Genomic DNA, 25,122 nt, shown 5'->3' with positions numbered 1-25,122 from the left:
CGGAGAAAAGGGGAACGTGTCATCGTCGCGTCAGGCGGCCAGGCGGCCAGGCGGCCGGGGGCCTGGGTCGGGGTCGGGGGCGGGCGGTCGGAGAGCCAGGAGAGCCAGGAGGTCCGAAGATCCGGAGGTCCGGTGGCCTGGCGGCCGTGAAAGTTTCACGGAGAGTGTGGTGGGTGTGAACCGGGCAGCGTGACCGCGCGAGCCCCCTCGCCTGCGTTTTTGCAAACGGTTGTTGCAGGAATCAGGGAATGACCAGGAGAAATCTCCGTTCCCGTTTGCAGTTTTACTTGAACGTATTGACGTTTCCTCCATGTAACGCGACTGTGTCTGCAACCGGTTGTTCACAAATGTGATCTCTGAGTGGCCCGCGTGACTGCTGTGTCGAGGCGGTGCGGCCGGCAACGGCATGCGTCACCACCCGACGGCGCAGGGCTCCTCCGGTTCACCTTCACGCAACCCACCTCGGGCCGCCGCGGCTCGCGACCTCTGTTTGCCATGCCCTGAATCCACACAGATCGCAGAAATGGAGTTGGAAGTGCGTAAAAAAGAACATTTCGGTAGGAGGCTGGCGGTCGTCCTGACCGCCGGTCTCATCACCACCGGCGGGCTGGTGGTCACGTTCAACACGCCCGCCTCGGCAGCCCCCTCCAACGGCAACTACACGCTGGCCAACGCGGGCAGCGGCCTGTGCGCCGCCGTACCCGGGCAGAGCACCGGCGACGGCGTCCAGCTGGCCCAGAGCGCCTGCGCCGACACCGCCGGGCAGGTCTTCACGCTCACCTCCTCGGGCGGCGGCTATCAGATCAAGGCGGCGCACAGCGGCAAGTGCCTCGGGGTGCGGGACGCCTCCACCAGCGCGGGCAAGGCGGTCCAGCAGGAGTCCTGCACCTCGGCCGCCTCGCAGACCTGGCAGCTCACCGCCTCGGGCTCCAACTACCGGGTGGTCAACGGCAACGGCGGCAAGTGCCTCAACGTCAAGGACAACTCCACCTCCTCCGGCGCCCTGCTGCAGCAGAACTCCTGCGACTCGGCGGCCACCAAGCAGTGGACGCTGCGGCCCGCCGGCGGAGGTGGCACGCCCGGCCCGACCCCCACTCCCACGCCCACCCCGACCGTGACGCCTCCCCCGGGCGGCGGTGACGGCAGCGGCCCGTGGCCCTCGGACACCGGCAGCGTCCACCAGACCACCACCCGCGACGCCGGCACGTTCTTCGACGGCGGCATGAAGCGCTACTACGGCATCGGCGACGGCGGTCAGGGCGAGAGCCAGGACCCGATGTTCGTCGTGGCCAACGGCGGCACCATCCAGAACGTCATCCTCGACGCCCCGGCCGGCGACGGCATCCACTGCGAGGGCTCGTGCACCATCCGCAACGTCTGGTGGAACGACGTCGGCGAGGACGCCGCCACCTTCCTCAGCTCCAGCTCCTCGGCCACCTACCTGGTGGACGGCGGAGGCGCCAAGTCGGCCACCGACAAGGTCTTCCAGCACAACGGAGCCGGCAAGCTGACCATCCGTAACTTCCAGGTGCACAACGCCGGCAAGCTGTACCGGGCCTGCGGCAACTGCTCCACCTCCTACCAGCGCCACGTCGTGCTGGACGGCGTCACCGCCCGCTCCACCAAGGTGCTGGCCGGGATCAACTCCAACTGGGGCGACACCGCGCGCTTCAGCCGGATCACCGTCTACGGCAGCGCCACCATCTGCGAGCGCTACAAGGGCGTGCCCAAGGGCAGCGAGCCCAGCAAGATCGGTGAGGGCCCCGACGGCACGCACTGCCTGTACTCCGAATCCGACATCACCCGCCGCTAGAGCTCCGGGCAGGCGGGCCGCCCCCGCCCGCCTGCCCGGCACTCCCGAAAGACGTCCCCGGCCGGAACGGTGAGACCACACCGAGCATCGGAACGCGCGACGGTGGCGGCTTCTCGTGTCGTACTCCTCACCGGAGCCGACCCAGGTGCCGGAAAGGTCGACCCGCGGCGGTCCCTCCCGCACTCGTCATCCGACGACCCGACAATCCTGGAGACCGACGATGCGCTTGACGCCTTTGCTCGCGTGCGCCGCTCTGTTGGCCGGCGTGCTCGCCGCACCGCCCGTGAACGCGGCACACGCCGCGACCACCCGATACGAGGCCGAGACCTCGCCCGCGGTCTGCACCGGCACCATCGACTCCAACCACGCCGGCTATTCCGGCAGCGGCTTCTGCAACGCCACCAACGCCGTAGGCGCCCACGCCCAGTTCACCGTGACCGCCTCCACCGCCGGCACGGCGACCCTGGGCATCCGGTTCGCCAACGGCACCACGGCCCGCCCGACCGATCTGGTCGTCAACGGGGCCACCGCGCAGGCCCTCTCGTTCGAGGGCACCGGCGCGTGGTCGACCTGGGCCACCAAGACCGTGACCGTCTCGCTGAACGCCGGCGCCAACACCGTCCGGCTGACCCCGACCGCCGCCACCGGCCTGCCCAACCTCGACCACCTCGACGTCGAGACCGGCGACCAGCCGCCACCGACGACGAACACGTTGTACGTCGCGACCACCGGCGACGACACGGCCCCGGGCACGCAGGCCTCGCCGCTGCGGACGATTCAGCGGGCCGTGGACCTGGCGCAGCCGGGGTACACGATCGTCATCCGCGGTGGCACCTACGCGCCGAGCACGAACATCCAGATCCTCAAGAACGGCACGTCCAGCCAGCCCATCACGATGCGCAACCACGACGGCGAAAAGGTCATCCTCGACGGTGAGAACATGCCCTACACGCCCGGCGCGGTCGGCTCAAGCATCCCCCGCCCCGAGCGGGGCGCCGTTCACATCGAGGGCGACTGGTGGCGCCTGAGCGGCCTGGAGATCATCCATGGTCCGTACGGCGTCTTCGGCCTGGACGTCAACAACACCGTCTTCGACCGTCTGGTGACCCGGGACAACTACGAGTCGGGCCTGCACCTTCAGGGCGCCTCCGGCAACAACCAGATCGTCAACCTGGACGCCTACGGCAACCGCGACCCGCGCAAGAACGGCGAGAGCGCCGACGGCCTGGCCATCAAGGAGGGCTCGGGCAGCGGCAACGTGGTGCGTGGTGCCCGGCTGTGGAACAACTCCGACGACGGCCTGGACTTCTGGATGTTCCTGTCCCCGATCACCGTGGAGTCGTCGGTGGCGTGGGGCAACGGATTCAACCGGTGGAACCTGCCCGACTACACCGGAGACGGCAACGGCTTCAAGCTCGGCGGCGGCGACCCCGACCCGGCGGCCGACCACGTGATCCGCAACTCCATCGCGTTCGACAACGCGGTCGGGGGCTTCATCGACAACGGCAACCCCGGCCGGTTCACCGTCGACCGCAACACCGCCTGGCGCAACGGCGGCACCGGTTTCGACTTCGCCGACTCCGACTCCACCCTCACCAAGAACCTGTCGGTGGCGAACGCGACGCAGGTCTCGCTCGGCTCGTCGTCCTCGGGCTCGGGCAACTCCTGGAACCTCGGCGGCACCTGGACCTTCGTCAGCACCGACGCGAGCACGATCACCGGACCCCGCGCGGCGAACGGTTCGATCCCGTCCTCCGTCTTCCTGCGCCCGTCCAACGGCGCCGACGTCGGAGCACGGATCTGACCTGGGCGGATCCGCGTTTCGCGGCACGGCCTCGCTCCTCGGCCGTCCCGGGAAAGACATCGCAGGCCCGCTCCTGACCACGATCGGTCCGTAGGTGATGTTCACCGCCCTTCCGGCAGCGGGCACCCCGGGCGCTGACGTGATCCCGCGACAGACCGATGCGGCGGGCCCGGAAACGGGTCCGCCGCATCGGCCGGAAAGAGAGGCCGGACGGGGAGGAAACGCGTTCGCCATTCGACGACGAAGGCGAGACGAGCGGTCGCGTCGCCACTCCAGGGTGTCCTCACCCCCGGCATGCCCACCGGGTGGAATCGGGTGGGCCACACGGCGAGCGGGAGGACTCCGATCTCCAGCCCGGCCCGGATCGCGGTGTGCGGGCCCGTGCCCTCGGAGGGGGGCGAGGCCCGCCCGGTCCGCCCCGGCGAGCAGCGGGGTCCTCGGAAGCGCCCCGCCGAGTGCCCGCGCGCCCCGGTCCGCGCCCGTCCGGTTCACGGGCGCGCACGCCGTACGATGATCCGCATGTCAGACCCCCAGGTGACCTACGACGACGTGGTCGCCGCGCGTGAGCTGCTGGCCGACGTCGCCCTGCGCACCCCGCTGCTCCACTCCCACGTGCTCTCCGAGATCATCGGCGGGCCCGTCCACCTCAAGTGCGAGAACCTGCAGCGCTCGGGTTCGTTCAAGATCCGGGGGGCGTACGTCAGGATCGCCGGGCTGACCGGGGAGGAGCGGCGGCGGGGGGTGGTCGCGGCCAGCGCGGGCAACCACGCGCAGGGGGTCGCGCTCGCGTCGGGCCTGGTCGGCACCGGGGCGACGGTCTACATGCCGCGGGGGGCTCCGCTGCCCAAGGTGGCCGCGACCCGGTCGTACGGCGCCGAGGTGCTCTTCGCGGGTGACACCGTGGACGTCGCGCTGGAGCGGGCGAGGGAGCACGCGAACCGGACCGGGGCCGTGTTCATCCACCCCTTCGACCATCCCGACGTCGTCGCCGGGCAGGGCACGATCGGGCTGGAGATCGTGGACCAGCTGCCCGAGGTCGGCACGATCGTGATGTCGCTGGGCGGGGGCGGGCTGGCGGCCGGGGTGGCGCTCGCGGTCAAGTCGCTGAGGCCGGGCGTGCGGATCGTCGGGGTCCAGGCCGAGCGGGCCGCCGCCTACCCGGCGTCGCTGGCCGCCGGGCACCCGGTGCAGGTCAGGCCCGCCTCGACGATGGCCGACGGCATCGCGGTGGGCCGTCCGGGCGAGCTGCCCTTCGAGCTGATCCACTATCTGGTCGACAGCGTCGTCACCGTCACCGAGAGCCAGATCTCCCAGGCGCTGGTGCTCTGCCTCGAACGCGCCAAGCAGGTCGTCGAGCCCGCGGGCGTGGCCGGGGTGGCCGCGATCCTGGCCCACCCGCAGGTGTTCGAACCGCCCGTGGTCGCCGTGCTGTCCGGGGGCAACATCGACCCGCTGCTGCTGGCCAAGGTCCTCCGGCACGGCCTGGCCGCCGCCGGACGCTATCTCACCCTGCGGGTCCCGCTCTCCGACCGGCCGGGCGCGCTGGCGGCGCTGCTGTCGAGGCTGGCGGAACTCGGCGCGAACGTGCTCGACATCGTGCACGAGCGGCTGGGCATGCACGTGGGGGAGGTCGAGGTCCAGCTCCAGCTGGAGACCAAGGGGCCGGTGCACTCCGAGGAGGTGCTGGGCTCCCTGCGCGTCGAGGGATACAAGATCACCGTCACGTGAGCGGCGAGGGGCTGGGGACGAGGGCGGGGGCCGGTGCCTGTGCCTGTGCCGCCCCTCTGTTTTCCTCGCGCCTCCCCGCCCCCGCCGTCTCACGGGGGCGCGAAGGGAGCGAGGGGCGTCAATACCGGTTACGTCACCAGGTGGTCGGCTTCTTCGCGGTGAACAGCCAGGCGTCGAAGAGGGGGTCGAGCTCCTTGCCGGAGATCTTCTCGGCCATCGCGACGAACTCCGGGGTCGTGACGCTCCCGTACTTGTGCGCGGCGTTCCACTCCTTCAGGAGCATGAAGAACGCCGTGTCGCCGATCCGCTGCCTGAGCGCGTGCAGCGTCATGCCGCCCCGGGTGTAGACGGAGTTGTTGAACAGGTCGTCGGGCCTGGCCTTACCGGGGGCGTAGCTCCAGATCGGGTCGTCGGCCCCGGCGCTGTAGTGCCTGCGGAAGAGCTGCTCGGCGGTGGCCTGGCCCTCGTGCTCCGACCAGAGCCACTCGGCGTAGGTCGCGAAGCCCTCGTTGAGCCACAGGTCCCTCCACCGGGTGATGCTGAGGCTGTCGCCGAACCACTGGTGGGCCAGCTCGTGGGCGATGATGGCGTCGTCGGGGGCGAAACCGCCGTACATGGGCTTGGTCTGGTTCTCCAGCGCGTATCCGGCGGGGAAGTCGTCGACCACGCCTCCGGTGGAGGAGAAGGGGTAGGGGCCGAAGACGGTGCTCCAGTAGTCGGTGACCCTTCCCGACACGTCGTACAGCTTCCGCAGCGAGCCGCGGAACCTCGGGTCGACGGCCGCGACGTTCTTCAGGCCCCCGGGGGTCGTGCCCTGGAGCATCTCGAACCTGCCCAGCGTCATGGTGGCGAGATAGCTGGCCATCGGGTGGCTCTCCCGCCACTGGAAGGTCGTCCTGCCCCCGGTGGTCTTCGGCGCGCCGACGAGCTCGCCGTTGGCCAGCGCGGTCAGCCCGGCGGGCACGGTGATCTCGAAGTCGTAGCTCGCCTTGTCGGAGGGGTGGTCGTTGCCCGGGAACCAGGTCTTGGCCCCGTTGGGCTGGCAGGTCACGAACGCGCCGTCCTTGGTCGGGATGAAGCCGTACGTGCCCAGGTTGGAGGAGCCCCGGACCGGTTCGGGCTCGCCGGCGTACGCGACCTCGACGGTGAACGCCTTGGCGTTCGGGATGGACGCGGCCGGGGTGACGCCGAGTTCGGTCCCGGCCCTGGCGAATTTCGCGGGCCTGCCGTCCACGGTGACCCGTTTCACGGTGAAGCCGGAGAGGTCGAGGTTGAAGCTCGCCAGGTTCTGGGTGGCCCGCGCCGAGATCCGGGCCACTCCCGACAGGTGCTTGGAGGCCGGGTCGTAGCCCAGCTTGAGCCCGTAGTGGCCGACGTCGTAGCCGCCGTTGCCGTCGGTGGGGAAGTCGGAGTCGCCGATCCCCGGGGCGCCGGGGGCGGCCTCGCGGCCGGTGGCGATGTCGGAGGCGGAGGCGACCGGCTTCAGGGGGCTCACGACTGAGGCGTCCGGCCTCGCGGGGCTCGAGGCGGGGACGCTCTCCCCGTTCGACGCCGAGCAGGCGACCGTGCCGACGGTCCCGAGCGTGCTGAGAAGAGCGGCGGTCGCCGTGGTGGCCAGCCGTTTGGACGCCATACGTTAAAGCCCCTTTCCCGGCCGGACGGCCGAGCCCGTGGAATGGCACACTACGCGACTGACCTGCGTCGATCAGGCGTCTATGACAAGCGTCCTGGCCGCGAGGTCGTGTACGGCCTGTTTGCGTGAGTGGAAAAGGATGAAAGCCACATCTATCCAGCCCAGGCAGCAGGTGGAGTACATCAACCACGTGACCAGCTCACGGAGCGCGACCTGCCCGACACCGGCCTTCTGTCCGCTGATGTCCGACACGCGCAGCCGGAAGATCCTCTTGCCGAGCGTCTGACCCTGCCAGAAGGCGGTCAGCAGCCAGTAGTACAGGAAGCCGATGACCGCCACCAGGAGAGTCTCCGCGTAGGGTACCTGCACCGACAGACCATTCTCCGCGCCCGTGATGGTGCTGACGGTCCGGTAGGTGAAGGGCGAGGAGATGAATCCGATGACGAGAAGGTCGAGGATCCCAGCGAAGAGGCGGCGCCAGCGTCCGCCCAGTCTGATGGCACCGGGCCAGGGAAAACCGCCGGGAGATTCCCCGGCGGGCGGGTAGCCGAACACGGGATCGTGACCCGGTCCATGATCGCGACCGGAGCCGGAGCCGGAGCCGGGGTTGGGGCTCGGTCCGTGGCCGGGGAGGGGATCGTGACCGGGGCCGTGACCCGGGCCGGGTCTGTGGCCCGCGTCGGGGCCGGGGTCAGGTTCGTGACCTGGGCCGGGGCCGGGGCCTTCGTGGCCCGGCCCGGGCGGTGCGGGATCGGACCACGGGTCCGATCCCCGGCCGTCCGGCGGTAGCGGTGCTGATCCCATTCAAGGGTGATCACCACAAGGCCGCCATCGCAAAGCCAAGGGTGGTTATGCGTTGCTCCCGAGCCGGTCGCCTCCGAACTCGGTCGCTTCGAAGGCGGGTGGCTTCCGAGCCCGGTCGCCTCCGGGCCGGTCGCCCTGAGCCCGGTCGCTCCCGGACCCGCCGCTTTGGAGCCGGTCGCTCCTGAGCTCGACCGCTTTGGAGCCGGTGGCTCCGGAGCCGTGGCCGGCCCCGGTCAGCCCGATCGTTCCTCGGCTGCGCCGCCCGCCTTCTCAGCGGCCCGGCAGGGGAGAATCCCCGCCTTTCAAGGTGGGGAGGACGTCAAAGGTTGCCCCGAAGGTCCTGCTCGCGCTCGATCGCCTCGAAGAGCGCCTTGAAGTTGCCCTTGCCGAAGCCGAGCGAGCCGTGCCGCTCGATCAGCTCGAAGAACACCGTCGGGCGGTCCTGCACCGGCTTGGTGAAGATCTGCAGCAGGTAGCCGTCCTCGTCCCTGTCGACCAGGATCCCGCGCTTCTTCAGCTCCTCGATCGGCGCGCGGACCTCGCCGATGCGGGCGCGCAGCTCGGGGTCGTCGTAGTAGGAGGCGGGGGTGTCCAGGAAGCTCACACCGGCCGCGCGCATGTGGTCGACGGTGCTGAGGATGTCGTTGGTGGCCAGCGCGATGTGCTGCACGCCGGGGCCGACGTAGAACTCCAGGTACTCGTCGATCTGCGACTTCTTCTTGGAGATCGCCGGCTCGTTGAGCGGGAACTTCACCTTGCGGGTGCCGTCCGCGACCACCTTGGACATGAGCGCCGAGTACTCGGTGGCGATGTCGTCGCCGATGAACTCCGCCATGTTGGTGAAGCCCATGACCCGCTTGTAGAACTCCACCCACTCGTCCATCTTGCCGAGCTCCACGTTGCCGACGCAGTGGTCGACGGCCTGGAACAGGCGGCCGTTGCGCACGTCGGGGGCCGCCACGATGGGCTCCGCCGCGACGTAGCCGGGCAGGTACGGGCCGCTGTAGTTGGACCTGTCGACCAGGGTGTGCCGGGTCTCGCCGTAGGTCGCGATCGCCGCCGACACCACCTTGCCGTGGTCGTCCTCGGCCACGTGCGGCTCCACCAGTCCCCGCGCGCCCTGGGCGAGCGCGTGGGCGTAGGCCGCCTCCACGTCGGGGACCTCGATGGCGAGGTCGATCACGCCGTCACCGTGCTCGGCCACGTGGCGGGCCACCCCGGTGCCGGGACGAACCGCCCCCCGGAACTCGAACCTGGCCGAACCCGAGGTGAGGACGTACGCCACCTCGTCACGGCTGCCGTTCTCCGGGCCCCGGTAGGCCACGAGCCGCATGCCGAACGCGCTGGAGTAGTAGTGGGCGGCCTGCTTGGCGTTGCCCACCGCGAAGACCACACAGTCCATACCGTTCACAGGAAAGATGTCGCTCATGCGAATACTGTCGGTTTTCCTGGGCTGTTTGTGCAACACTGTCTTCAAGTACTGCGCAAAATGCACACCTACTCACCGGTCACCGCGGAGTATCTGTACATCATGACGATCGACCAGCTCGACGCCCGGCTCATCGCCCTGCTGGCGGCGGAGCCCCGGCTGGGGGTGCTGGAGTGCTCGCGGCGGCTCGGTGTGGCCAGGGGGACCGTGCAGGCGCGCCTCGACCGGCTGGCCGCCCGCGGGGTGGTCACCGGGTTCGGCCCGGACATCGCCCCCGCGGCGCTCGGCTACGACGTGACCGCGTTCGTGACCCTGCAGATCCGCCAGGTCAGCGGGCACGACCCGGTCGCCGACCAGCTCGCCGCCATCCCCGAGGTGCTGGAGGTGCACACGATCACCGGCGGCGACGACATGCACTGCCGGGTGGTGGCGCGCAGCAATGCCGACCTGCAGCGGGTAATTGACCTGATCGTTGACGTCCGGGGCGTGGTCAGGACCTCGTCGGTGATCGCCTTGGACACCCCTGTGCCATACCGTGTTCTGCCTTTGGTGGCCGATGTCCCGCGCAAGGGGAAGAGCTAGCCTTACCATGCCAAGCAGGGGCCAGACACCGTTATCCATCGTTTACCCTTAACGGTCCGCAGCCGTCGGGGGTGAGCGGAGGGTCCTATCGGGGGGTCACGCGTGTTAAAGGGCGGGACGGGCAGTCCCAGGAGGAAACTCCTGAGGATCACACTCGTTGTCTTCGGCGTCGGGCTGATCTCGGCGATCGGCCTGCTCGGGGTGGTGTGGGCGATCACCCCCATCCCCGACAGCACGCAGCCAAGGGCCACCGCGCAGGGCTCGGTGATCTACTACCGCGACGGCAAGACCGTGCTGGCCAGGCAGGGCGTGAACCGCAAGAGCGTGGCCCTCGACAAGGTGCCGCAGAGCCTGCGCAACGCGGTCATCGCCGCGGAGAACCGCTCCTTCTACGAGGACCAGGGCGTCTCCCTCTCGGGCACCTTCCGCGCCATGTGGTCCACGGTCAGCGGCCAGCAGCTCCAGGGCGGCTCCACGATCACCCAGCAGATGGTCCGCAACTACTACAGCGGCCTCAGCCAGGAACGTTCCATAATCAGGAAGCTCAAGGAGGTCATGATCTCCTTGAAGGTGGACCAGTCGAAGTCGAAGGACTGGGTGCTGGAGCAGTATCTCAACACGATCTACTTCGGCCGGGGCGCCGACGGGGTCCAGGCGGCGGCCGGAGCCTACTTCGGCAAGGACGTCAGCAAGCTCACCCTCGCCCAGGGCGCCTACCTCGCCGCGGTGATCCAGCAGCCCTCCAGGTTCGCCGACCCGCAGGGCCCCGACCTCTACGCGGCGAGGGACCGCTGGAGGTCGGTGATCGACGGGATGGTGGCCACCGGGGCCATCACCTCCCAGGAGGCCGCCGAGGTGACCTTCCCCACCCTCCGCAAGCCCAAGGCGATCTTCGCGCCCAAGGGGCAGGAGGGCTACATGCTCGACCAGGTGACGGCCGAGCTCAAGAGCAGGGGATACACCGACGAGGTCATCAACCAGGGCGGGCTGAAGATCGTCTCGACCTTCGACAAGAACCTGATGGCCGCCGCCGAGCGCGCCGTCACCTCGGTCCTGCCGGAGGGCACCCCCAAGAAGGTCCGCACCGGGCTCGCCGCCGTCGACCCCGCCACCGGTGAGGTCGTGGCCTTCTACGGCGGGCGCAGCTACACCGCCAACAAGTTCGACAACTCCTTCTCGGCCAAGGTGCAGGCCGGATCGACGTTCAAGGCCTACACGCTGGCCGCGGCCCTGGACAACGGCTTCGGCCTCGACACCAGGGTGAACGGCAACTCGCCGCTCCGGATCGCCTCCGCCGACATCCCCAACTCGGGCGGCTACTCCTACGGCGAGATCAACCTCGTGAAGGCGACCCAGAGCTCGGTGAACACCGCGTTCGTCGACCTCGCCCAGAAGGTCGGCCTGAACAAGGTCGTCAAGGTCGCCGAAGGGGCCGGAATCCCCGCCGACCAGCTCGACCCGCACCGGGGCGCCGCCACGCTCCCGCTCGGCGTGGCCTCGGTGAGCGCCGTCCAGAACGCCTCCGGCTTCGCCTCCTTCGCCGCCGAGGGCATCCACCGCGAGGCCCACGTGATCCGCTCGGTCACCGACGCCGAGGGCAATGTCGTCAAGAGCTCCACCAAGGGCAAGCGCGCCTTCGGCGAGCAGGCCGCCATCGACGCCACCTACGCGCTGACCCAGGTCGTCGAGGGAGGCACCGGCTCCGGAGCCCGCCTCTACGACCGTCCCGTGGCGGGCAAGACGGGCACCACCGACGAGTCGGCGGCCGTGTGGTTCGCCGGGTTCACCCCGCAGCTGGCCGTGGCGGTCGACATGTTCCGCGACGACAACAAGCCGGTGACGGTGAACGGCAGCGCCCTGTACGGCGGCTCCTACCCCGCGCAGATCTGGCGGGCCTTCATGACCGAGGCGATGGAGGGCAAGCCGGTCAAGGAGTTCAAGGAGCCGTCCAACTACGGCTACTCCGACTCGTACGGCGACTACGCCCCCGAGGACGAGTACGGCGACCAGCAGGGCGACGGCCAGGACAGGAGCACGCCCGGCCCCGAGGAGACGGGCACTCCAGGCCCCGACCAGAGCGCCACCCCCGGCCAGGAGACCCCGGGGCCCGACCAGCCCCCGGTGCCCGAGGACACCGGCGAAGGGCCGGGCGGTCCCGGCGACGGCCCCGGGCCCGGCCAGGGTGACGGCCCCGGCGGGCGCGGTGGCGTGGACGGCGGCGACAGGGGTGGAGACAGGGGCGCCGGCGACTTCGGCGTCGAGGGCCTGGGCCACAGGCTCGGCGACCCCGTCCAGGGCGACTGACCCCCGTCCAGGGCGACTGACCCCGGTCCAGGGCGATTGACGAGAGACCGGGCGGGGGCGCACGGGGGGCGTCGAGAACCCGGTCCGTCACGCCCGCCCGGTTCGTTACGCCCCGCCCGCCAGTTCGGCTCGCAGGGCCTCCGGGGTGGTGACGGGCATCCTGCAGGTGAATCCGCGGCACACGTAGGCCGCGGGCTCGCCGCCCACCAGGCCCCTGCCTGCCAGCAGCGGGACCTCCCCGGCACCGGCACCGGCGTCGGAACCGGCATCGGAAGCGACACCGGCATCGGGTTCGCCGAGTGCCAGGACCAGGCCGGGCAGGGGTGACAGCAGCGCCGCCCTGTGCAGGGCCGCCGTCGCAGGATCGCCCGCCGGGCCCACGATCGCGACCTCGATCGGGCCGGACAGCGCGGCCTGGGCCGCGGCCAGTCCCCACCCGGCGAACCGCGCGTGCTTGTCGGCCAGCACGGTGACCGTGCCCAGGGCCGCCTCGGCCGCCTCCCGGTGCCGGGCCGAGCCGGTCAGCGCGGCGTACGAGAGCAGCGCGCCCGCGGCGGCGAACTGGCCGGACGGGGTGGCGTTGTCGGTCGCGTCCCGGGGACGCTGGAAGAGCCGCTCGGCGTCGTCGGCGGTGTCGTAGAACCCGCCGGAGCCGTCGGAGAACCGCTCCAGGACGGTGTCGAGCAGCGCCTCGGCCCGCCGGAACCAGCGGACCTCCCCGGTCACCCCGTACAGGGCGAGCAGGCCCTCGGCGAGGTCGCCGTAGTCCTCCAGGACTCCGGCGTTGGTGCCCGGCCTGCCGTCGCGGGAGGTGCGCAGCAGCCGGTCGCCGTCCATGTGGAGCTCGTCGACCAGCACCGCCGCCCCGCGCGCCGCCTCGACGAGGTCCGGCCGCTCGAACAGGGCGCCGGTCTCCGCGAGGGCGGCGACGGCCAGGCCGTTCCAGGCGGCCACCACCTTGTCGTCCCGTCCCGGCCGTACCCGGTGGGCCCGCGCGGCCAGCAGCGCGGCGCGGACCCGGGCGAACCGGTCGGCCTCGCCGGGGTCGGGGTCGGCGAGGAGTTGCAGCACCGAGGTGCCGTGCTCGAACGTCCCGGTCACCTCGAACAGCTCGATCGCCCAGAGCCCGTCCTCCTCGCCGAGGACCTCGCGCAGCTCCTCGCGGGTCCAGGCGTAGAACTTGCCCTCCACGCCCTCGCTGTCGGCGTCCAGGGCGGAGGCGAAGCCCCCCTCGGGGGTGCGCATCTCGGCCAGCAGCCAGTCGGACGTCTCCAGCGCCACCCTCCTGCCCAGGGTGGAGCCGGTGGAGCGCCACCAGTGCGCGTAGACCCGCAGGAGCAGGGCGTTGTCGTAGAGCATCTTCTCGAAGTGCGGGACCACCCACTCGGCGTCCACGCTGTAGCGGGCGAACCCGCCGCCGAGCTGGTCGTAGATGCCGCCGCGCGCCATCGCCTCCAGCGTCCGCCCGGCCATGGACGTCGCCGCCTCGGCGGTCGCCCGCCGCTCCCCGTCGCCCTTGTCCCCCGTGTCTCCCGTGTTCCCGGTGGCCGCCGCGCCGTAGCGCAGCAGGAACTCCAGGGCCATCGACGGCGGGAACTTCGGCGCTCCGCCGAAACCGCCGCGGACCGGGTCGAAGGACTCGGCCAGGCTGTGCACGGCCCGGGTGAGCGTGTCCGGTGTGGGCAGCGGCCCGGACGGCAGCGCCGACCGCTCGTTCAGCGCCTCCACGATCTTCGAGCCCTGCTCCAGCACGGCCTCCCGCTCGTCGGTCCAGGCGCTCGACACCCCGGCCAGCAGCCGCTGGAACTGCTGCCTGGGGAAGTAGGTGCCGGTGTAGAAGGGGTGGCCCTCCGGGGTGGCGAAGACCGTCATCGGCCACCCGCCCTGACCGGTCATGGCCTGGGTGGCCGCCATGTAGACCGCGTCGACGTCCGGCCGCTCCTCGCGGTCGACCTTCACGTTGACGAAGCGCTCGTTCATCAGCGCGGCCGTGGCCCGGTCCTCGAAGGACTCGTGGGCCATCACGTGGCACCAGTGGCACGCCGAGTAGCCGACGCTGATCAGCAGCGGCACGTTCCGGCGGACGGCCTCGGCGAACGCCTCCTCACCCCATTCGAACCAGTCGACGGGATTGTCCGCGTGCTGGAGCAGATAGGGGCTCGTCGCGTCCTTCAAGCGGTTCATGAAGACCTTTCCTGCGTACGCGGTGCGTGCGTTCTTCCCGTGAGGTGCGTTCTTCCCGCGCGCCTCCCGCGAAACGCGCTTCCGGTGAAAAGCGCTTCCGGTGAAACGCGCGCCTCCCGCGAGGCGTGCTCCCGCGAAACGTGTGAAGATCGCGCGTCGCGGTTCCGCTCACCCGGTCCTTCTCACCCTAAACCGGGAGCGGGGCGACGCCGCGGGTGCGGGCGGGCGGGATGCCCGTCGCGTGGCCGCCGGTGCCGTGATCGTCCTCGCGCGGTCGTGACCCGTTCCCCGCGCGGTCGTGGCCGAAATTTTAGGTCGTGGATGACGTGGGCGGGTGCGTCGCTCCCGTACGCCCGCCGGTGGCTCTGGTGAGGTTTGGCGGAATGGACGCCCGGTGTCGTCGGCGCCGGGTCCGGACCGGGGAACGAGGGGGCCGCGATGACGGGCAGGTCGGCGGGGAGGGGCGGTGCCGGGCGGATCGCCGTGCCCGGCGCGATTCTGGGCGTCGGGCTGGGAGGGTTCGTCGACGGCATCCTGCTGCACCAGATCCTGCAGTGGCACCACATGCTGTCCAGCACGAACACCGACAACATCGGGGTGAGGTACTACCCGGCCGACACCGTCCCCGGGCTGCGGATGAACACGCTGTGGGACGGCCTGTTCCACGCGTTCACCTGGCTGGCGGTGCTGATCGGCCTCGGCCTGCTGTACTCGCGGGTCCTGCGCTCCCGCGGCCGGGTGTGGAGATCGCGGGAGCTGTGGGGCTGGATCCTCGTCGGATGGGGGCTGTTCAACCTGGTGGAAGGCGTCGTCGACCACCATCTGCTGGGCATCCACCACGTGCGGACCGGCCCGTACCAGACCTGGTGGGACCTGGGGTTCCTGCTCCTGGGCGCGGTGCTGGTGGCCGCAGGCTGGCTGCTACAGCGTGGCGGCGGCGGCCCGGTGGAGCTGTGTGACGAGGACGGGCGCGCCCCCGCCGCGCGAGCACGATGATCGCCCTGGCGCACGAGGCCCACCAGCACGGCGGTGGCCTGGCGGCGGTGCCGCCACCGGCGATCCTGACCGCTCTCGCCGTGGTGGCGGGCGGGTACCTGCTGCTGGCGGTACGGCGCGCTCGTGAGCCCAGGGGCTGGAGCCGGTGGCGGACGGCGGCCTTCCTCACCGGTGTCGCGCTGGTCGCCGCCGCCGTGACCGGGCCCGTCGCCGCGTTCGCCGGGACGGACTTCCGCGGGCACATGCTGCAGCACCTGCTGATCGGCATGCTGGCGCCGCTGGGCCTGGTGCTGGGCGCCCCGGTGACGCTGCTGCTGCGCTCGCTGCCGCCGGTCCACGGGCGGCGCCTCGGCGCCGTGCTGCGCTGCCGGGCGGCGCACCTGCTCGCCGGCCCGTGGAGCGCGCTGCTGCTCAGCGTGGGCGCCATGGTGGCGCTGTACTGCACCCCGCTGTACCGGATCGCCTCCACCGGCGCGCTGCCGCACCACCTGGTGCACGTGCACTTCCTGCTGGCGGGGTGCCTGTTCGCCTGGGCGATCGCCGGTCCCGACCCGGCGCCGCGGCGCCCTTCCGTCCCCCTCCGGCTGGTCGTGCTGGGGGTGGCGATCACCGTGCACGCCACGTTGTCGCAGCTGATGTACGCGGGGCTCGCCGTCGACGTGCCGGTGCCGGCCGCGCAGCTGCGCGGAGCCGCGGAGATCATGTACTACGGCGGCGACATCGCCGAGCTGCTGCTGGCCTTCGCGCTGGTGAGCACCTGGCGTCCCGTCCGGACCACCGCCCCGCGCCGTACGCACGCCCCGGCCGTCGCGTCCGGTGTCTCCTGACCTCGCTTCCCGGCCTCCTCCCCGATCTTCCCGGATCTTCCCGGTGCGATCGTCGCGCGTTTCGTGAGCGTGCCGTACGGCTCCCGTGGCTCCCCGGACGGGTGCGGTGCGCCGGGTGCGTGAGGTGACACCGGGCGGGAAGGTGTGTTCACCGCGCTTCCGGCGTAGGCTCACTGGGCGTGGATCTCGACTTCGTCTGTGTGCACGCCGGAAGGGCGGCTTCCGAGCTGACCCGGCGTGATGTTGCCCGTGCGCTGCTCGCCGTGCCGTCCGGTGTGGCGCTGGTGGCGCTGCCCGACCTGAGGAGGGCGATGCTGGCGGCGGGCAACCCGCTGTCGGTGCCCTTCTGGGACTCCGCGAAGGCGACGCTCAGCGCGATCGAGTCCGGCGGCGCGACCGTGGGAGACGTGCAGCGCTGGATGGAGTCCACCGGCACCGAGCCGCTCCTGCTCACCCCGAGCTTCTTCGTCTGGCCCGAGGAGGACGAGCGAGGACCGGTCGGCGAGGAGATGTTCCACGGGCTCGTCGCCTACCTGGAGGAACGGGTCGCCGCCGGGGAGATCGACCCGGACGCGCTCGCCCGGGGCGACGAGGGGGCCAGGGAGGCCTACGCGGACCTTCAGGAGCGCTGGCTCACCGGCCCGCTGCCCGACGGGCGGGTCCCCGGGACCGCGGTCTCCGACGAGCAGGACGAGGAGCTGTTCGCCGCCTGGGACGAGGAGGAGGCGTTCGCGCTCGCCGAGCTGCGGCGCATCCTGGCCGAGCTGCCCGACCCCGAGCGGCCCGTCAGGGAGCTGCGGGCCGCGGCCACCCGGCTGCGCGAGGTGCTGGGCAGGCCCGGCTATCCCGGCAACGTGCTGCGGGCCTGCGCGGGGTACGAGGGGGAGCCGCTGCCGGCCGACGACGAGGAGCTCTGGCTGACCGTCACGGCGGGCATCGCGGGGCCGATCTCCGACCTGCCCGACGAGGAGGACCGGCTGGAGGTCTTCTCCGACCTGGACGGGGAGCTCAGCCACGAGGACTCGGTGCTGGCCGCCCTGTGCGCGATCCACCACGCCGACTGGCTCGCCGTGGTCGCCGCCCTGGCCAGGCGCGGCCCCGGGGTGCTGGCGTCGCCCGAGCGGATCGCGAGGCTCATCGCCGAATCGGAGGACATCGACGTCGATCTGGACGAGCCGGAGGACCTGGAGGCGGCCGAGACGCTCTTCAGCTCGGTCACCCCGCTGTGGGCGTGCCTCGGGATCGTCGACAGGACCGAGGTCCTCACCTCGCTGGGCCGCTGGGGGCTGCCCAGGGCGCTGGAGCGCGCCTGGTCCTCGACGGACACCCTCGGCGACTGACGGACGCGTACGGCCCCGTACGGCTCGGAGGGGCCGGTGAGCCAGGCCCCAGGGAGGCCGGTGCGCCGTCGCGCACGGAGGTCACGCGTGGAGAGAGCCGGTGCGCCGTCGCGACCCGTGGGCGTGATCGTGGTGGTGCCGTCCGCCAGGCGGGCGGTCCTGGCGCGGGTGGCGGGTGGTCCTCACGCGGCTCCGGGCGGGAGCAGGCAGGGGGCCGGGAGCCGCGAGGTCAGCCCTCCTCGTCGAGGAGGTCGCGATAACCCTCGGGCACCAGGTCCTTGTACTCGGGGTGGCGCCGGATGTAGCGGGCGACGAACGGGCAGAGCGGCACGACCGCCCGGCCGGCCGAGCGGCTCGCGTCGAGGGCCGCGGAGGCGAGCCGGCCGCCCAGGCCCTTGCCCCCGTGCTCGGGGAGGATCTCGGTGTGGGTGAAAATGATCTTCCCGGCGCGCAGGCGGTACGCGGCGAACCCGGCGATCTCGCCGTCCAGCCGGATCTCGAAGCGCAGGGCCTCGGGGTTGTCGGAGACCTCGATGTCGTCGGCCATGATCGTCCTTGCTCGCTCTCGGGGTTTTCGGGTCGGCGGAGCCCGCCCCTCGCGCGTGTCGCGCGGTGGCCGGTCAGGACCGCGGATCCGGCGGGGCTAGGGAGCGGTCGGCGTCGTGGTGCCGGCGCCGTTCCGCTCCCTCAGCTCGGCCTCGGAGGGGACCTCGATCCTGGAGATCTGCTTCCTCATGGACTTGACCAGCACGTAGAGGGCGAACCCCAGGCCGGCCACGACGAGGAAGCCCAGGAGACCCGGGCTGACGTCACCTTTGGTGACGGTGTCGAATGCAATCACACGTCAAGTTTGCCACCGCCACCCCATGGTCGCGTCAGTGGCAGGCGTGCGAGACGGTGTCGGCCGCGACCTCCACGTGGACGCCCGTGAACAGGTCGTCCTCGGGAAGCTCGACGTCCACGAGCGAGCGGGCCAGGTGGTAGTCCTCGGTCGGCCAGACCTCGCGCTGCAGGTCTCGTGGGCAGACGAACCAGAAGCCGTCCGGGTCGACCTGGGTGGCGTGCGCGAGCAGCGCCTCGTCGCGGAGCTCGAAGTAGTCGCCGCAGGGGACGCGGGTGGTCACCGGCCACTTCTGCGGGCGGTCCTCCCAGCGGGAGATCCACTCGGCGTACGGGGAGCCGATGCCGCGGGAGTTCATCGCCTCGTGCAGCGCCTCGAACCGCTCCTTGGTGAAACCCATGTGGTAGTAGAGCTTCAGGGGCTGCCAGGGCTCGCCGGAGTCCGGGTAGCGGTCGGGGTCGCCGGCCGCCTCGAAGGCCTCGACCGAGACGCGGTTGGTCATGATGTGGTCGGGGTGCGGGTAGCCGCCGTCGTCGTCGTAGGTCAGGATCACGTGCGGCCTGAACTCGCGGACGGCCGCCACCAGCGGCTCCGAGGCGATCTCCAGCGGCATCAGCGCGAAGCAGCCCTCGGGCAGCGGCTCGCTCTCGTCCTCCGGCAGGCCGGAGTCGACGAACCCCATGAAGCGCTGCTCCACGCCGAGGATCTCCCGGGCGCGCTCCATCTCCAGACGCCGGACCTCGCCGATGTTCTCAAGGATCTCCGGACGCTCCATCTTGGGGTTCAGGATCGACCCTCGCTCGCCTCCGGTGAGCGTACAGACCAGCACGTCCACGCCCTCGGCCACGTAGCGCGCCATGGTGGCGGCGCCCTTGCTCGACTCGTCGTCGGGATGCGCGTGAACGGCCATCAGCCTGAGCGGTGCACTCACGGGCTCGGTGTCTCCTTATGTCGGTCACGCTTCGGATCGTCGTCGGTCGCCTCGCGGACGGCCCGCCTGGCCGTGTGTTCCGCTCCGCTCGACGCGGGTCCCCGCGCGCCCTCGGCTTACGTAACTCTAGGGAGAGGTTAGTTTCTCTTGGGCGGTCGCGAGGGCGAGGCCCCCGCGGGGGACAATTGTCTCGGATAACACCGAGGTAGTGCAGGGAGATTCCGTCATGGCCACCAGCGAAGCCGAGAAGGGCCGTCAGGACGGTCCTGTCCTCGGCACCCCGGGCGACTTTCCCGACCGCCCGGAGCGCAGGGGGCGCTTCGTCGTGCACGTCGTGATCGCGATCCTCTGCGCCGTGTGCGCGGGGGGATGGGGCTACGTGATGTGGGCGGCGAAGGGCAACACGGAGGTCATCGACCAGGTCATCGCGTTCGACACCAGTCGCGGCGATTCTGTGCAGATCACCTTCGAGGTGGTCAAACCGTCTGATCGCGCGGCGCTCTGCCGCCTGCGGGCCACCGATGTCAGCCACGTCGAGGTCGGCAGCAAGGAGGTCAATATTCCGGCTGGTGAGGGGTATGTTCGGCTTACTGAACGGCTAGAGACCAGTGCTCCCGCCACTTCCGGTCATGTCCAGTACTGCTATCTCGTATAGTGAGACATTTGGGGAGGCGGTCGAGGGGTTAACTTGTTAGCCTTTCGAAATTCGACCGACCGCAACCCCCAAGTACCAAGCACGAAGCCCCCGAGGAAGCAAGGAGAACCCGTGGCCGACTCCCACAGCGAGAGCGTCACCTGGCTCACTCAGGAGGCGTACGACCGCCTGAAGGCTGAGTTTGAGCACCTCTCGGGGCCCGGGCGCGTCGACATCGCCAAGAAGATCGAGGCGGCACGCGAAGAAGGTGACCTGAAGGAGAACGGCGGCTACCACGCCGCCAAGGACGAGCAGGGCAAGATGGAGGCCCGAATCTTCCACCTCCGCCAGATCCTGGACAGTGCCAAGGTCGGCGAGGCGCCCCGCACCGAAGGTGTGGTCGGTCCCGGCATGACGGTCACCGTCCGTTTCGAGGGCGATGACGAGGAGGTCGCGTTCCTGCTGGCCTCGCGTGAGGAGAGCGGCGCCCCGATCGACGTCTACTCGCCCAAGTCGCCGCTCGGTGCGGCGATCAACGGCAAGAAGATCGGCGAGAAGGCGACCTACACGATGCCGAACGGCCGCTCCAACACGGTCGAGATCCTTGAGGCCGTGCCGTACATCGGCAACTGACCTCCCCGCTCTCTGACCCATACTCCGATCGATTCGCTGATCCGCCGGGACGGGCGTCCCGGCGGATTGCCGTGTGTCAGAGGGTTTGGTGGGGTTTCGTAAGTCATGCGGCCACATTGCAGATAGGGCGCTTTTCGGTGGGTTCGCGTGCATCTGGGGGCGGTCTGCGGCACCCTCGTAAGGCTGGAGTCCACGGAGAAGGGGAGATGTCGTGTTCGATCGGCGGCCACGTGTCTCCGACCTGATCCGGGAGGCCCGGCAGGACCTCGCCTACAGCCCCCGCCCCCGCTACAGCCACCGCACCGCCCGCCTGATGAGGCGGGCCGTCCCGGTCCTGGCCGTCCTGCTCGTCGGCCTGCTGGCCACCGGGCTGATGGTCTTCACCCAGATGCCGGAGGCCGAGCCGGAGACGATCACGATGCGCAGGTCCGTCGCCACCGCGCCGGCCCAGGTGGCGAAGCCCGCCCAGGGCGGGCAGGCGGCACCCGAACCGGTGGCGCCGCTCACCTCGATGCGGCAGCCGCACCTGTTCGTCGTCGCGCACCGGCCGCTCAGCGCGACCGTGGTCGCCAGGGTCGCCCAGCTCTCCGGGGTACGGGCGGTGGAGCGGGCCGACGCCGCGGAGGTGGTCCTGGACGGCAAGCGGGTGCAGACGCTCGGGGTGAACCCCTCGACGTTCCGCGCCTACACCCCCAAGCCGACCGCGCGCTCCGACAGGCTCTGGCGGAACGTCTCGGCGGGGGAGGTCGCCGTCTCCTTCGTCCTGGGCAACGACGGGGGCATGCCCCTGGGCAAGACCTTCACCACCGCCGGGCGCAACCTGCGCGTCGGCGCCTACGCCACGATGGGCATGGGCGCCATCGACGCCGTGGTCTCCCGGCCGACCGCCCGCGCGCTGGGCATCCCGCAGAACAACGCGCTCGTGGTGAGCGCGCCGAAGGCCGACTCCGCGAAGCTGCGCCTCACCCTCCTGCGCGCCCTCCCCAAGGGGGCCCAGGTCGCGGTGATCAACCCGGTGCTGACGGCTCCGGGCAAGACCGCCGCGGAGACCCCCGACAAGGCCGTGACCTGGTCGGCGAGCTCCTTCATGACCGCCTCCCAGGTCACGGCCGCGCTCACCGCCGCGATCGGCAAGCTCGGCCGCCCGTACGTGTGGGGCGCCGAGGGCCCTGACAGCTTCGACTGTTCGGGCCTGGTCCAGTGGGCGTACGCGCAGGCGGGGATCAAGGTGCCCCGGGTGACGCACCAGCAGTTCGTCTCCGGCCCCCAGATCCCGCTCTCCCAGGCCCAGCCCGGTGACCTGCTGTTCTGGCGGCACGACCCCACCAACCCCGGCTACGTCTCGCACGTGGCCATCTACTGGGGGGACGGCAAGATGCTGCACGCCCCCAGGACCGGTGACGTGGTCAAGCTCGTCCCCGTCACCACCCGCAACTTCGCCGGGGCCGTACGGATCAGCCCGCAGGTCGCCGCCCGGGTCCGCTAGCCGTACCGCTCACGGAGACGGTTTCCACCGGGTCTCCACCTTCACCCGGCACCTTCACCCGGTGCCCGGCGAGGGGGAGACCCGCGGCGACCCGGTCGGCGGTCGTCCGCCGCCCCTCGCGTCCGCGCGGCCCCGAGGGCGGCTCCGCGAGCGTGGAATCTCCGTGGAACCTCTCCGGGAAGGCTGACGGAAGCCGGTTGAAGCCGGTCGAAGCCGATCGAGGCCGGTCGGAGCCGGGTGAGACCGGCCGGAGCCCGGTGTGGCCGTCCTCGTCGCGGACATCGCCGGACGCGAGCATGCTTCCGGCTTCTTCGCCGTGCGTTCCCACTTCTCATCCGCGTACCCCGCCCGTGTTCGGCGTGGCGTGATGCTGGCTTCGTTCGATGAAGCGTTGTAATCTAAATTACATGGAAAAGGATGAAGCAATAGCGAAGCTGCGCGGGTGGTTCGCGGGGAGGCTGCCCGAGGAGTGGTTCGAGGGCGCGGTCGAGATCGTGCTGGACCGTGAGGAGATCGCGGTGGTCGGCAGGCTCCGGCCTCCCGCGCTCGACGAGGACGTCTCGGAGGTGGAGCGCTCCGCCGCCGTCGAGGGCGGCATCCTGCGTTTCCGCGAGGAGACCAGGGAGCGGCGCGTCGAGATCGCGTTGGAGGCCGAGCGGCGCTTCCGCAGGAAGGTCTCCTGGGGGGTCGCCGTCGGTGACGAGACAGTGATGTTCACCACACTCTCGGTGCCTGTCATGACCCGCCTCAAGCAGTCGGAGCGTCAGGTGCTCGACACCCTCGTCGCGGCCGGGGTGGCCCGCAGCCGCAGTGACGCGCTCGCCTGGTGCGTGCGCCTGGTGGGCAACCACACCGACACCTGGCTGGCGGATCTGAGGGACGCGCTCCAGCACGTCGACCGCGTCCGCGCGGCGGGTCCGGACATGAATTCCTGAGGTGGGGCCGCGGAAATGGCCGGTAAATTGGTCTGAACCTGTTCGCTGATTGGTTTAGACCTTTCTCATTGGCCTATACCACTGTCGGGGCGGGCTTTTTTAGATTCACTTCTTTTGGGTAGGGGTTTCAAAACCCTGCGTCTCCTGCCAGGCCATACGTCACCGGAGACGCCGGGACCGGAGCGCCGTGACGTGTGATCGCGCGAATTCACTGGTCTACGCCAATTGGATTGGGTGCGGTCCGGTCGTCAATGATGTTTTGGCCCGGAGAAGTGTAAAGGAGCCCCAGTAGTGTCCGTTACCGCAGATGTCACCGCCGTCAGCCCGACCAGCCACGAGGAGCTCGCCGGGTGGGTCAAGGAGATCGCCGATCTGACCCGGCCGGACCGGATCGAATGGTGCGACGGCTCCGAGGCCGAATGGACCCGCCTGACGAACCTGCTGGTCGAGCAGGGCACCTTCACCCGCCTGTCCAAGCGACAGAACAGCTTCCACGCCACCTCCGACCCCAGCGACGTCGCCAGGGTCGAGGATCGGACCTACATCTGCTCCGAGCGCGAGGAGGACGCGGGGCCGACCAACAACTGGATCGCCCCCGCCGAGATGCGCCGCACCTTCGGCGAGATCTTCAAGGGCAGCATGCGCGGCCGGACGATGTACGTGGTGCCGTTCTGCATGGGCCCCCTGGGCGGCGAGATCTCCCAGCTCGGCGTGGAGATCACCGACTCGCCGTACGTGGTCGTGTCCATGCGCGTCATGACCCGCATGGGCGACGACGCCCTGCGGCTCATCGAGGAGCGCGGCGGCTACGTCAAGGCCGTCCACTCGGTCGGCGCCCCGCTGGAGCCCGGCCAGGACGACGTGCCGTGGCCGTGCAACCCCACCAAGTACATCAGCCACTTCCCCGAGACCCGTGAGATCTGGTCCTACGGCTCCGGGTACGGCGGCAACGCCCTGCTCGGCAAGAAGTGCTACGCCCTGCGCATCGCGAGCACGATGGCCCGCGACGAGGGCTGGCTGGCCGAGCACATGCTCATCCTCAAGATCACCCCGCCCGCCGGGGAGACGCGCTACGTCGCGGCGGCCTTCCCGAGCGCCTGCGGGAAGACGAACCTCGCCATGCTCCAGCCGACCCTCCCCGGGTGGAAGGTCGAGACGATCGGCGACGACATCGCCTGGATGCGCTTCGGCGACGACGGGCGGCTGCGCGCCATCAACCCCGAGGCGGGCTTCTTCGGCGTCGCCCCCGGCACCGGGGAGTCCACCAACGCCAACGCGATCAGGACGCTCTGGGGCAACAGCATCTTCACCAACGTCGCCCTCACCGACGACGGCGACGTGTGGTGGGAGGGGCTCACCGACCGGCCCCCGGCGCACCTGACCGACTGGAAGGGCCGCGCCTGGACGCCGGACTCCGGCGAGCCCGCCGCGCACCCCAACGCCCGCTTCACGGTCCCGGCCGCGCAGTGCCCGACGATCGCCCCCGAGTGGCAGGACCCCGCGGGGGTGCCGATCTCCGCGATCCTGTTCGGCGGGCGGCGGGCCAGCGCGGTCCCCCTGGTGACGGAGTCGTTCGACTGGCAGCACGGCGTCTTCGTGGGGGCCAACATCGCCTCGGAGAAGACCGCCGCCGCCGAGGGCAAGGTCGGCGAGCTGCGTCGCGACCCGTTCGCGATGCTGCCCTTCTGCGGCTACAACATGGGCGACTACTTCGCCCACTGGCTCAGGATCGGCCGGCGGGAAAACGCCCGGCTGCCGCGCATCTACTACGTGAACTGGTTCCGCAAGGACGACGAGGGCAGGTTCATCTGGCCCGGCTTCGGCGAGAACACCCGCGTGCTCAAGTGGATCGTCGACCGCCTCAACGGCCGCGCGGAGGCGGTGCGGACCCCCATCGGCCTGCTCCCCGCCGAGCTCGACACCGAGGGCCTCGACGTCTCCGACGAGAACATGCGGACGCTGCTCGGCGTCGACGAGGACATCTGGCGGCAGGAGGCGTCGCTCATGCCCGCCTTCTTCCAGACCTTCGGCGACCACCTGCCCAGGGAACTCTGGGAGGAGTACGAGGCCCTCGTCGCCCGCCTGGGCTGAGCGCCCGAACCGGCTGAGCGCCCGCCTGGGCTGAGCGCCCGCCTGGGCTGAGCGCCCGCCTGGGCTGAGCGCCCGCCTGGGCTGAGCGCCCGCCTGGGCTGAGCGCCCGCCTGGGCTGAGCGCCCGA

General features: G+C 70.6%; 20 protein-coding genes. 13 read left to right on the top strand and 7 right to left on the bottom strand.

Going from position 1 to position 25,122, the window contains the following annotated elements; genetic code table 11:
- Window positions 1-535: 535 nt before the first annotated feature.
- The 3 genes from ACFFRH_RS22460 to ilvA all read left to right on the top strand — a co-directional run bounded on the left by ACFFRH_RS22460 (window position 536) and on the right by ilvA (window position 5,345).
- Complete coding sequence (locus ACFFRH_RS22460) at window positions 536-1,813, top strand: pectate lyase (protein WP_344749931.1); 1,278 nt, start codon at window positions 536-538, stop codon at window positions 1,811-1,813.
- A 220-nt stretch (window positions 1,814-2,033) separates the two neighbouring features.
- On the top strand, window positions 2,034-3,617 hold the full coding sequence (locus tag ACFFRH_RS22455; protein ID WP_344749930.1) for a right-handed parallel beta-helix repeat-containing protein: 1,584 nt from the start codon (window positions 2,034-2,036) through the stop codon (window positions 3,615-3,617).
- 519 nt (window positions 3,618-4,136) lie between these two features.
- Entirely contained in the window at window positions 4,137-5,345 is a 1,209-nt protein-coding gene (gene ilvA, locus ACFFRH_RS22450; protein WP_344749929.1) for a threonine ammonia-lyase, read from the top strand.
- 133 nt (window positions 5,346-5,478) lie between these two features.
- On the opposite strand, the gene ACFFRH_RS22445 is transcribed toward ilvA, so the two are convergent.
- From ACFFRH_RS22445 to hppD, 3 genes are all read right to left on the bottom strand, one after another.
- On the bottom strand, window positions 5,479-6,978 hold the full coding sequence (locus tag ACFFRH_RS22445) for a M1 family metallopeptidase (RefSeq protein WP_344749928.1): 1,500 nt from the start codon (window positions 6,976-6,978) through the stop codon (window positions 5,479-5,481).
- A gap of 72 nt (window positions 6,979-7,050) precedes the next feature.
- Complete coding sequence (locus tag ACFFRH_RS22440) at window positions 7,051-7,533, bottom strand: RDD family protein (RefSeq protein ID WP_344749927.1); 483 nt, start codon at window positions 7,531-7,533, stop codon at window positions 7,051-7,053.
- A gap of 568 nt (window positions 7,534-8,101) precedes the next feature.
- A complete protein-coding gene (hppD, locus tag ACFFRH_RS22435) occupies window positions 8,102-9,211 on the bottom strand; it encodes a 4-hydroxyphenylpyruvate dioxygenase (protein WP_386159291.1) in 1,110 nt (369 codons plus the stop codon).
- 102 nt (window positions 9,212-9,313) lie between these two features.
- Between hppD and ACFFRH_RS22430 the strand changes: the two genes are divergently transcribed.
- Both ACFFRH_RS22430 and ACFFRH_RS22425 read left to right on the top strand, forming a co-directional pair.
- Window positions 9,314-9,793, top strand: coding sequence for an Lrp/AsnC family transcriptional regulator (locus ACFFRH_RS22430; protein ID WP_386159382.1), 480 nt, complete (start codon window positions 9,314-9,316; stop codon window positions 9,791-9,793).
- A 102-nt stretch (window positions 9,794-9,895) separates the two neighbouring features.
- Window positions 9,896-12,097 carry a transglycosylase domain-containing protein gene (locus tag ACFFRH_RS22425; RefSeq protein ID WP_386159288.1) on the top strand — a complete coding sequence of 734 codons (2,202 nt, stop codon included), beginning with the start codon at window positions 9,896-9,898 and terminating at the stop codon, window positions 12,095-12,097.
- Between the two features lie 105 nt (window positions 12,098-12,202).
- Here ACFFRH_RS22425 and ACFFRH_RS22420 read toward each other — a convergent pair whose 3' ends face one another.
- A complete protein-coding gene (locus ACFFRH_RS22420) occupies window positions 12,203-14,281 on the bottom strand; it encodes a thioredoxin domain-containing protein (protein WP_386159285.1) in 2,079 nt (692 codons plus the stop codon).
- 438 nt (window positions 14,282-14,719) lie between these two features.
- On the opposite strand from ACFFRH_RS22420, the gene ACFFRH_RS22415 reads away from it, so the two are divergent.
- The 3 genes from ACFFRH_RS22415 (at window position 14,720) to ACFFRH_RS22405 (ending at window position 17,444) form a co-directional block, all read left to right on the top strand.
- Window positions 14,720-15,277, top strand: a complete 558-nt coding sequence (locus ACFFRH_RS22415) for a DUF2243 domain-containing protein (RefSeq protein ID WP_386159282.1) — start codon at window positions 14,720-14,722, stop codon at window positions 15,275-15,277.
- A complete protein-coding gene (locus ACFFRH_RS22410) occupies window positions 15,274-16,104 on the top strand; it encodes a cytochrome c oxidase assembly protein (protein ID WP_386159280.1) in 831 nt (276 codons plus the stop codon). Before ACFFRH_RS22415 ends, ACFFRH_RS22410 begins: the two co-directional genes overlap by 4 nt.
- Before the next feature lie 179 nt (window positions 16,105-16,283).
- A complete protein-coding gene (locus tag ACFFRH_RS22405; protein WP_386159277.1) occupies window positions 16,284-17,444 on the top strand; it encodes a hypothetical protein in 1,161 nt (386 codons plus the stop codon).
- 229 nt (window positions 17,445-17,673) lie between these two features.
- Here the strand turns inward: ACFFRH_RS22405 and ACFFRH_RS22400 are convergent, their stop codons facing one another.
- From ACFFRH_RS22400 to mca, 3 genes are all read right to left on the bottom strand, one after another.
- Window positions 17,674-17,994 (bottom strand): GNAT family N-acetyltransferase, encoded by a 321-nt coding sequence (locus ACFFRH_RS22400; protein WP_344750163.1) that lies wholly within the window; start codon window positions 17,992-17,994, stop codon window positions 17,674-17,676.
- 93 nt (window positions 17,995-18,087) lie between these two features.
- Window positions 18,088-18,285: a hypothetical protein gene (locus tag ACFFRH_RS22395; protein WP_386159275.1), complete on the bottom strand. Its 198-nt coding sequence runs from the start codon at window positions 18,283-18,285 to the stop codon at window positions 18,088-18,090.
- Between the two features lie 34 nt (window positions 18,286-18,319).
- Window positions 18,320-19,216 carry a mycothiol conjugate amidase Mca gene (gene mca, locus ACFFRH_RS22390; RefSeq protein ID WP_386159272.1) on the bottom strand — a complete coding sequence of 299 codons (897 nt, stop codon included), beginning with the start codon at window positions 19,214-19,216 and terminating at the stop codon, window positions 18,320-18,322.
- A 226-nt stretch (window positions 19,217-19,442) separates the two neighbouring features.
- Between mca and ACFFRH_RS22385 the strand changes: the two genes are divergently transcribed.
- The 5 genes from ACFFRH_RS22385 (at window position 19,443) to ACFFRH_RS22365 (ending at window position 24,995) form a co-directional block, all read left to right on the top strand.
- Window positions 19,443-19,871, top strand: coding sequence for a DUF4307 domain-containing protein (locus tag ACFFRH_RS22385; RefSeq protein ID WP_350971844.1), 429 nt, complete (start codon window positions 19,443-19,445; stop codon window positions 19,869-19,871).
- A 111-nt stretch (window positions 19,872-19,982) separates the two neighbouring features.
- Window positions 19,983-20,483 carry a transcription elongation factor GreA gene (gene greA / locus ACFFRH_RS22380; RefSeq protein ID WP_344750139.1) on the top strand — a complete coding sequence of 167 codons (501 nt, stop codon included), beginning with the start codon at window positions 19,983-19,985 and terminating at the stop codon, window positions 20,481-20,483.
- 211 nt (window positions 20,484-20,694) lie between these two features.
- On the top strand, window positions 20,695-21,969 hold the full coding sequence (locus ACFFRH_RS22375) for a C40 family peptidase (RefSeq protein ID WP_344750140.1): 1,275 nt from the start codon (window positions 20,695-20,697) through the stop codon (window positions 21,967-21,969).
- A 407-nt stretch (window positions 21,970-22,376) separates the two neighbouring features.
- Window positions 22,377-22,904: an ATP-binding transcription factor AbmR gene (gene abmR, locus ACFFRH_RS22370; RefSeq protein ID WP_344750141.1), complete on the top strand. Its 528-nt coding sequence runs from the start codon at window positions 22,377-22,379 to the stop codon at window positions 22,902-22,904.
- Window positions 22,905-23,195: 291 nt separating this feature from the next.
- Window positions 23,196-24,995: a phosphoenolpyruvate carboxykinase (GTP) gene (locus tag ACFFRH_RS22365; protein WP_386159267.1), complete on the top strand. Its 1,800-nt coding sequence runs from the start codon at window positions 23,196-23,198 to the stop codon at window positions 24,993-24,995.
- The last annotated feature ends 127 nt before the right edge of the window (window positions 24,996-25,122 follow it).

The sequence above is a fragment of the Streptosporangium vulgare genome (genome assembly GCF_042428775.1).
Lineage (GTDB): Bacteria > Actinomycetota > Actinomycetes > Streptosporangiales > Streptosporangiaceae > Streptosporangium > Streptosporangium vulgare.
The sequence above is the reverse complement of the archived record's forward strand: the minus strand, read 5'-3'. Positions and strand labels throughout refer to the sequence as shown.